Origin of the sequence: Enterobacter sp. PTB, assembly GCF_051130085.1 — a bacterium.
GTDB classification, from domain to species: domain Bacteria; phylum Pseudomonadota; class Gammaproteobacteria; order Enterobacterales; family Enterobacteriaceae; genus Enterobacter; species Enterobacter ludwigii.
The window spans coordinates 1-302 of sequence record NZ_JBDKEE010000162.1 but is presented as its reverse complement, the minus strand read 5'-3'; the positions used below and the strand labels follow the sequence as shown (position 1 = coordinate 302).

Genomic DNA, 302 nt, shown 5'->3' with positions numbered 1-302 from the left:
TGGCGCTGCAGTTCGGATTTCCTGACCAGTAATGCAGAGGTATTCGCATATTCGGCAAACAAGGTGTCGGGAACCCATTCTTCATCAGTTACCACGGCATTGATCCAGCCCTGTGATTTCAGGTGCTCAATCGCACGGGTCAGGCGAAACAAATCCGACGGCTGCGTCACCGGCTCCGTGCAGGACTGCCAGAGGTATTGCAGCCGGTTCAGTAATCCAGTTGCGGGGCCTTTCTGGCGTCCCAGGCGCAACAAGCTGTCAATATCAGAGGCAACAGAGCGCGGAAAGCGGCGCTGCTTCTG

At 56.3% G+C, this 302-nt stretch carries 1 protein-coding gene; it reads right to left on the bottom strand.

What is annotated here, in order from left to right:
- Positions 1 to 302, bottom strand: a 302-nt coding sequence (locus AAIR21_RS28090) for a DUF2913 family protein (RefSeq protein WP_434682871.1), incomplete at both ends; no start/stop codon positions are given.